Source organism: Streptomyces sp. NPDC054847 (assembly GCF_053610925.1).
Genome location: NZ_JBSGZJ010000039.1, coordinates 21,846 through 29,254 on the forward strand (window position 1 = coordinate 21,846; position 7,409 = coordinate 29,254).

Sequence of the window (7,409 nt, forward strand, 5' to 3'; positions counted from 1 at the left end):
ACGCGTCAATGACGTGATGAGCATTCCAAGGTGCGCCGGGAAGTCTGGTCGGCAAGTGTTTTGTCCTGCCCACCAGCACGGAGGTTCCATCTCGTGGCCGCGCCCAGCCCCACTCCCCGCAAGGTCCTCGGACGCCTCTCCCTGCCGGAGAGGAACTACGTCGCGGACGCTCTGCGCACGGAGACGGTCGGCGGAGTACTCCTGCTGCTCGCGGCGGTCGCCGCGCTGATCTGGGCGAACACACCGCTGGGCGACAGCTACACCTCGGTGAGCGACTTCCACATCGGACCCGCGTCGCTGGGCCTCGACCTGTCGATCGAGCACTGGGCGGCCGACGGGCTGCTCGCGATCTTCTTCTTCGTCGCCGGCATAGAACTCAAGCGCGAACTGGTCGCCGGCGAGCTGCGCGACCCGAAGGCCGCCGCCCTGCCCGTGATCGCCGCGCTCTGCGGCATGGCGATGCCCGCGATCGTCTACCTCGTCGTCACCACCGCCGGTGGCGGTTCCGCCGCCGGATGGGCCGTCCCCACCGCTACCGACATCGCGTTCGCACTGGCCGTCCTCGCGGTCATCGGCACCTCGCTGCCGTCGGCGCTGCGCGCCTTCCTGCTGACCCTCGCGGTCGTCGACGACCTGTTCGCAATCCTGATCATCGCGGTCTTCTTCACGAACGACCTGAATTTCGCGGCCCTCGGCGGGGCCGTCGTCGGCCTCGCCGTGTTCTGGCTGCTGCTGCGCAAGGGGGTCCACGGCTGGTACGTGTATGTGCCGCTGGCCCTCGTCGTGTGGGGGCTGATGTACAACAGCGGCGTCCACGCCACCATCGCCGGTGTGGCGATGGGTCTGATGCTGCGCTGCAGCCGGCGCGAGGGCGAGGAGCACTCGCCGGGCGAGCACATCGAGCATCTCGTGCGGCCGCTGTCCGCCGGCATCGCCGTGCCGCTGTTCGCGCTGTTCTCCGCGGGTGTGGCCGTCACCGGCGAGTCCCTCGCCGATGTCTTCACCCAGCCGGAGACCCTCGGTGTCGTCCTCGGTCTGGTGGTCGGCAAGGCGGTCGGCATCTTCGGCGGCACCTGGCTGGCCGCACGCTTCACCAAGGCGGAACTCAACGAGGACCTCGCCTGGCCCGACGTGCTGGCGCTCGCCACGCTCGCGGGCATCGGCTTCACGGTCTCCCTGCTCATCGGCGAACTCGCGTTCACCGGGGACGCGACGCTCACGGACCAGGTCAAGGCCTCGGTCCTGATGGGCTCGCTGATCGCCGCAATCCTCGCGGCTGTTCTGCTCAAGCGCCGGGTACGCGTCTACCAGGCGCTGGCGGCCGAGGAGGAGCGCGACGAGGACATGTCCGGCATCCCTGACATCTACGAGCAGGACGACCCGGCGTACCACCTGAGGATGGCCGCGATCTACGAGGAGAAGGCGGCTGAGCACCGCAGAAGGGCGGAAGCGGCCGGGGTGTCGAGCGACGGCGGCGACAGTCCGGCATGATCTGACATCGGACCGTACAAACACCGGCCCCGTGGAAGAGGAGAGGGAGTCAGCGATGAGCGACCCCGGCAACACCACAGCGAACGCTGTCGGCGCCGACCGCAGTCTCGGCCAGCTGGTCGCCTCGGCGACCGCCGAGATGTCCGCGCTCGTACACGACGAGATCGCGCTGGCCAAGGCCCAGCTGCGGCAGGACGCGAAGAAGGCCGGGATGGGAGGCGCCGCGTTCACCGCGGCCGGCGCGGTACTGATCTTCTCGTTGCCGATGCTGAGCTTCGCGCTCGCCTACTTCATCCACATGTGGAGCGGCGGCTGGCATCTGGCGTACTGCTTCCTGCTCTCGTTCGCGGCCAACATCATCGTGGCCGGTCTCCTCGCCCTGATCGGCGTGATCTTCGTCAAGAAGGCGAAGAAGGGCAAGGGCCCGCAGAAGACGGTCGCCTCCGCCAAGGAGACCGCCGCGGTGCTGGGCAACGCCAAGCCGCATCCCCGCCGCGTGGAACTGACCAAGGCCCCCGGGAGCACGGCGTCGGACCGGGTTTCGGACAAGGTTTCGGCGTGATCCTCGACAGGAGGGTCGCGAACGCGGTGTGCCGCGTTGTGGGACGCTCATCAGCATGACGGTCCCTGATTCCGGCCCCGGCAGTCCCTCCGCACTCGGTAGCCCCGTACGCCTCGACGGTCCCTGGACCCACCGCGACGTGGCCGCCAACGGTGCCCGCTTCCATATCGCCGAGATGGGCGACGGACCGCTGGTGATGCTGCTGCACGGCTTTCCGCAGTTCTGGTGGACGTGGCGGCACCAGTTGACGGCGCTCGCCGACGCGGGGTACCGGGCCGTGGCGATGGACCTGCGCGGCGTCGGCGGCAGCGACCGGACCCCCCGGGGCTACGACCCCGCCAACCTGGCGCTCGACATCACGGGTGTCGTGCGGTCGCTGGGTGAACCGGACGCGGCGCTGGTGGGGCACGACCTCGGCGGCTATCTGGCGTGGACGGCCGCGGTGATGAGGCCGAAGCTGGTGCGCCGGCTCGCGGTCTCCTCGATGCCGCATCCCCGGCGCTGGCGCTCGGCGATGCTGTCCGACTTCGCGCAGAGCCGCGCGGGTTCCTACGTGTGGGGCTTCCAGCGTCCGTGGATCCCGGAGCGGCAACTGGTGGCGGACGACGCCGCCTTGGTCGGTGAGCTGCTCGAAAACTGGTCCGGGCCGAGGCCGCTCGAGGAAGAGGCCGTCGACGTCTACCGCCGGGCCATGTGCATCCCGTCGACGGCGCACTGCTCGATCGAGCCCTACCGGTGGATGGTGCGGTCGCTGGCCCGGCCCGACGGGATCCAGTTCAACCGCAGGATGAAGCGTCCGGTACGGGTTCCCACCCTGCATCTGCACGGTTCCCTGGATCCGGCGATGCGGACGCGGAGTGCGGCCGGTTCCGGCGAGTACGTCGAAGCGCCGTACCGGTGGCGGCTGTTCGACGGCCTCGGCCACTTCCCCCACGAAGAGGATCCGGTGGCGTTCTCGAACGAGCTGATCAGCTGGCTCAAGGACCCGGAGCCCGACCGCTAGGCCCGCAGGGTGATTTCGTACACCGCGAGAACGGTTGTGCTGCGAACAGCCACATGCCTGCCGCATAGGCCAATTGGCGGCCCACCGGACGGTTACCGACCATGGGGCACGGGCACACGTCCGGGTATGGGCTGGACGCACGACTACGGTGACGCAGCACGCAACCGCCGCTCGGCCGGCAGGCCGATCATCCACGAGACAAGTGGACTTCCGAGCGAGGATCACGCCCCTCCGGGCCAGGGGATGGGGATCCCGCGCATCCTGAAGCGCCGTGCACGCTGGGTGTCCGCGCGCCTGCGGCACCATCCCCGGGACTGACCGCCTCACAGCGGGCATGTCCGCGGGCATCCGCGCCCTTTCCACCGTCCCCTACAGGGCGCAGCCCTGGCTGTCGACCTGCTGGTTGGCCGTGCTGCCGAGACTGATGTCCTCGCGGATCTCGTCGGCCGTCAGGGCGTAACCGGTGTCGGCGTCGTCGAGGGACCTGGCGAAGATGACGCCGTAGACCTTGCCGTCCGTCGTGAGCAGCGGGCCGCCGGAGTTGCCCTGACGCACGGTCGCGAACAGTGAGTACACGTCGCGGCGGACGGTGCCCCGGTGGTAGATGTCGGGGCCGTTGGCGTTGATGCGGCCGCGGACGCGGGCGGAGCGGACGTCGTACGAGCCGTTTTCCGGGAAGCCCGCGACGATCGCGCTGTCGCCGCTGCGGGCGTCGCCCTCCTCGAAGTCGGCGAACTCCAAGGGGCGGGCCTTGAGGTCGGGCACGTCCAGGACGGCGATGTCGCGCTCCCAGTCGTAGAGGACGACCTTGGCGTCGTAGAGGCGGCCCTCGCCGCCGATCTGCACGGTCGGTTCGTCGACGCCTCCGACGACGTGGGCGTTGGTCATCACACGGCGTTCGTCGAAGACGAAGCCGGTGCCTTCGAGGACCTTGCCGCAGCTCGGGGCCGTGCCGACGACCTTGACGATGGACTGCTTCGCACGCGCCGCCACGGGGCTGCCTACGAGCGCCGGGTCGGGCGCCTGGACCTCGGTGATGGGCTCGTTGGCGAACGGGCTGAAGACCTGCGGGAAGCCGTTCTGGGCGAGCACGGACGAGAAGTCCGTGAACCAGGTGTTGGCCTGATCGGGCATCACACGGGACACCCCGAGCAGCACCTTCGAATTGCGGACCTCCTTGCCCAGGGTGGGCAGTGAGGTGCCGGCGAGCGCCGAGCCGATCAGCCAGGCGACCAGGAGCATCGCCACGACGTTGACCAGGGCGCCGCCGGTGGCGTCGAGCGCGCGGGCGGGCGACCAGGTGATGAACCGGCGCAGTTTGTTGCCGAGGTGGGTGGTGAAGGCCTGGCCGACGGAGGCGCAGACGATCACGATGACGACGGCGACTATCGCGGCGGTGGTGGACACTTCGGAGTCATCGGTCAGTGCGCCCCAGATCACCGGGAGCAGATAGACGGCGACGAGTCCGCCGCCGAGAAAGCCGATCACCGAGAGGATGCCGACGACGAAGCCCTGGCGATAGCCGACGATCGCGAACCACACGGCGGCGACCAGCAACAGGATGTCCAGCACGTTCACCGTCATTTGCCTCGCAGTGTCGTCGCCGGTGCTCTGTCCGGCTGGGGTGTGGCCACGGCGCACTGCCGCTTCGGACGTGACGCCCCCGCCGGGAGCGCATCACTGGGTCAGCCTGTCATGCGTGCCAGTCGAGCGGGACCTCCTTGGTGCGGTCCCATGGTCGTTCCCAGCCTGCGAAGTGCAGGATCCGGTCGATGACTCCGGCCGTGAAACCCCAGACCAGAGCGCCTTCGACCGTGAACGCGGGCCCTGCGTGACCGCGCGGATGCACGGCCGTCGCACGGTTGGCCGGGTCCGTGAGATCTGCCACGGGCACGGTGAAGACCCGCGCGGTCTCGGCGGGATCGACCGCCCCGACCGGGCTCGGGGTGCGCCACCATCCCAGTACGGGCGTGACGACGAAACTGCTCACCGGGATGTAGAGCTTGGGCAGCACGCCGAAGGTCTGCACTCCTGTGGGGTCGAGCCCGGTCTCCTCCTCGGCCTCCCGCAGCGCGGCGCGCAGCGGGCCCGTGGTCGCCGGGTCGCCGTCCTCGGGGTCGAGCGCGCCGCCGGGGAAGGAGGGCTGCCCGGCGTGCGAGCGAAGGGTTCCCGCCCGCTCCATGAGCAGCAGCTCCGGGCCCCGGGCCCCCTCGCCGAAGAGGACGAGGACGGCGGACTGGCGGCCGTGGCCGCTCTCCGGCGGAAGGAACCGGCTGAGCTGGTGGGGCTCGACGGTTTCCGCCGCGCGGACGACGGGCCCGAGCCAGTCGGGCAGCCCTTCGGTGGTGACGACCACGTCACCGTCCACGATCACCTTGCCGTCGTCGTGCTGCTCGAACCGCTGGTACGTGTCTTCTCCTGTGCGTGTCATCGGCACCCCCTCACGGGCAACGTGCCGGAGGGCCTCGTTCGTTCCGTCGGCGGTGACGTCACTCGATCGGGCCCATGGCGGGTGCCGGCTCTCCGGGATAGTCAGGGGGCGGCTTGAGGCGCTGGCCGGGCCGGCCGCCCATCTCGTACTTCAGGAGTTTCCTGGCCTTCTCGGGGTCGGTCTCGCCCTCCCCATAGGCAGGGCAGAGGTGCGTGATCGGACAGGCGCCGCAGGCGGGCCGGCGTGAGTGGCAGACACGGCGGCCGTGGAAGATCACCCGGTGCGAGAGCATCGTCCACTCGCTCTTGGGGAAGATCGTGGCGATCTCGGCCTCGATCTTCACCGGGTCGTCCTGATCGGTCCACTTCCAGCGCCGGGCGAGGCGCATGAAGTGGGTGTCCACGGTGATACCCGGGACGCCGAAGGCGTTGCCGAGGACCACGAAGGCGGTCTTGCGGCCCACGCCGGGCAGGGTGACCAGGTCCTCCAGCCGGCCGGGGACCTCGCCGCCGAAGTTGTCCCGGATGGCGGCAGAGAGGCCCATGATCGATTTGGTCTTGGCGCGGAAGAAGCCCGTCGGGCGGATGAGCTCCTCGACCTCCTCCGGCTGCGCCGCCGCCAGATCCTCCGGCGTGGGGTACTTGGCGAAGAGCGCGGGGGTGGTCTGGTTGACCCGGAGGTCGGTGGTCTGTGCGGACAGGACCGTGGCGATCAGCAGCTGGAAGGCGTTCTCGAAGTCGAGCTCCGGATGGGCGTACGGATAGACCTCGGCGAGCTCGCGATTGATGCGGCGGGCACGCCGGACCATGGCCAGTCGCGTTTCCGATTTGGGCGTTTTCTTCCTTTTGCCGGAGCTGGGCGACTGCTGTTCGCCCACGGCGGAATTCTGCTTACCGGACACGCTGCCAGCCCCCTCGGCCTGTGCTCTCACCGGCGAATTGGACACCCGGCCAGCCTAAAGGCCCCCACCGACATCCGCCCCGGTCCCCCGTAATCCGGCCCCGATCGGGCCCCTGCCGTAGGGAGAGACGCGCCGGTACGTCAAACTTGTTGTGATTGATCGCACGATTGTTTACTACCGGGGTCCGTTCCCCGGTGGTGCCCCACGGGGGCACAGTGTCCCCGGGCCGGCACAGCACAGTCCGGCATCATGGGACCAACGTCCCCTGAGCAGGTCGACAAGGAGAGAACTCGTGGACGACGTTCTGCGGCGCGCCCCGCTCTTCGCGGCGCTCGATGACGAGCAGGCCGCGGAGCTCCGCGCCTCGATGAGTGAAGCGACGCTCGCCCGCGGCGACGCGCTCTTCCACGAGGGCGAACCCGGCGACCGCCTCTACGTGGTCACCGAAGGCAAGGTCAAGCTGCACCGCACCTCCCCCGACGGCCGCGAGAACATGCTGGCGGTCCTCGGCCCCGGCGAGCTGATCGGCGAGCTGTCCCTCTTCGACCCCGGGCCGCGCACCGCGACCGCCACCGCCCTCACCGAGGTCAAGCTCCTCGGCCTCGGCCACGGCGACCTCCAGCCCTGGCTGAACGTCCGGCCCGAGGTGGCGACGGCACTGCTGCGCGCAGTCGCCCGCCGGCTGCGCAAGACCAACGACCAGATGTCCGACCTGGTCTTCTCGGACGTGCCGGGCCGTGTCGCCCGGGCGCTCCTCGACCTGTCGCGCCGCTTCGGCGTGCAGTCGGAGGAGGGCATCCACGTCGTCCACGACCTCACCCAGGAGGAGCTGGCCCAGCTGGTCGGCGCCTCCCGCGAGACCGTGAACAAGGCGCTGGCCGACTTCGCACAGCGCGGCTGGCTGCGGCTGGAGGCCCGTGCGGTGATCCTGCTGGACGTCGAGCGGCTGGCCAAGCGCTCCCGCTGAGCCACGGACCGCCGGGCTCACCCGCGCCGACCCGCGCACCGAGCACATGCACGA

General features: G+C 69.7%; 8 protein-coding genes. 5 read left to right on the forward strand and 3 right to left on the reverse strand.

What is annotated here, in order from left to right; all coding sequences use genetic code 11:
- Window positions 1-93 precede the first annotated feature (93 nt).
- From nhaA to ACWGH4_RS07380, 4 genes are all read left to right on the forward strand, one after another.
- The gene (gene nhaA / locus ACWGH4_RS07365; protein ID WP_453456835.1) at window positions 94-1,491 is read left to right on the forward strand and encodes a Na+/H+ antiporter NhaA; all 1,398 of its coding nucleotides are present in this window, start codon (window positions 94-96) and stop codon (window positions 1,489-1,491) included.
- Window positions 1,492-1,546: 55 nt separating this feature from the next.
- The gene (locus tag ACWGH4_RS07370; RefSeq protein ID WP_441263556.1) at window positions 1,547-2,053 is read left to right on the forward strand and encodes a phage holin family protein; all 507 of its coding nucleotides are present in this window, start codon (window positions 1,547-1,549) and stop codon (window positions 2,051-2,053) included.
- 55 nt (window positions 2,054-2,108) lie between these two features.
- The gene (locus tag ACWGH4_RS07375) at window positions 2,109-3,056 is read left to right on the forward strand and encodes an alpha/beta fold hydrolase (protein WP_453456838.1); all 948 of its coding nucleotides are present in this window, start codon (window positions 2,109-2,111) and stop codon (window positions 3,054-3,056) included.
- A 126-nt stretch (window positions 3,057-3,182) separates the two neighbouring features.
- Window positions 3,183-3,374, forward strand: a complete 192-nt coding sequence (locus ACWGH4_RS07380) for a hypothetical protein (RefSeq protein WP_453456841.1) — start codon at window positions 3,183-3,185, stop codon at window positions 3,372-3,374.
- 51 nt (window positions 3,375-3,425) lie between these two features.
- Here the strand turns inward: ACWGH4_RS07380 and ACWGH4_RS07385 are convergent, their stop codons facing one another.
- The 3 genes from ACWGH4_RS07385 to nth form a co-directional block, all read right to left on the reverse strand.
- The gene (locus ACWGH4_RS07385) at window positions 3,426-4,634 is read right to left on the reverse strand and encodes a MarP family serine protease (RefSeq protein WP_453456854.1); all 1,209 of its coding nucleotides are present in this window, start codon (window positions 4,632-4,634) and stop codon (window positions 3,426-3,428) included.
- Window positions 4,635-4,749: 115 nt separating this feature from the next.
- Window positions 4,750-5,487 (reverse strand): NUDIX hydrolase, encoded by a 738-nt coding sequence (locus ACWGH4_RS07390; protein ID WP_453456844.1) that lies wholly within the window; start codon window positions 5,485-5,487, stop codon window positions 4,750-4,752.
- Between the two features lie 58 nt (window positions 5,488-5,545).
- Window positions 5,546-6,364, reverse strand: a complete 819-nt coding sequence (nth, locus tag ACWGH4_RS07395; RefSeq protein ID WP_453456847.1) for an endonuclease III — start codon at window positions 6,362-6,364, stop codon at window positions 5,546-5,548.
- Between the two features lie 316 nt (window positions 6,365-6,680).
- Here nth and ACWGH4_RS07400 point away from each other — a divergent pair, with 316 nt between their 5' ends.
- Entirely contained in the window at window positions 6,681-7,355 is a 675-nt protein-coding gene (locus ACWGH4_RS07400) for a Crp/Fnr family transcriptional regulator (protein ID WP_005314425.1), read from the forward strand.
- Window positions 7,356-7,409 lie beyond the last annotated feature (54 nt).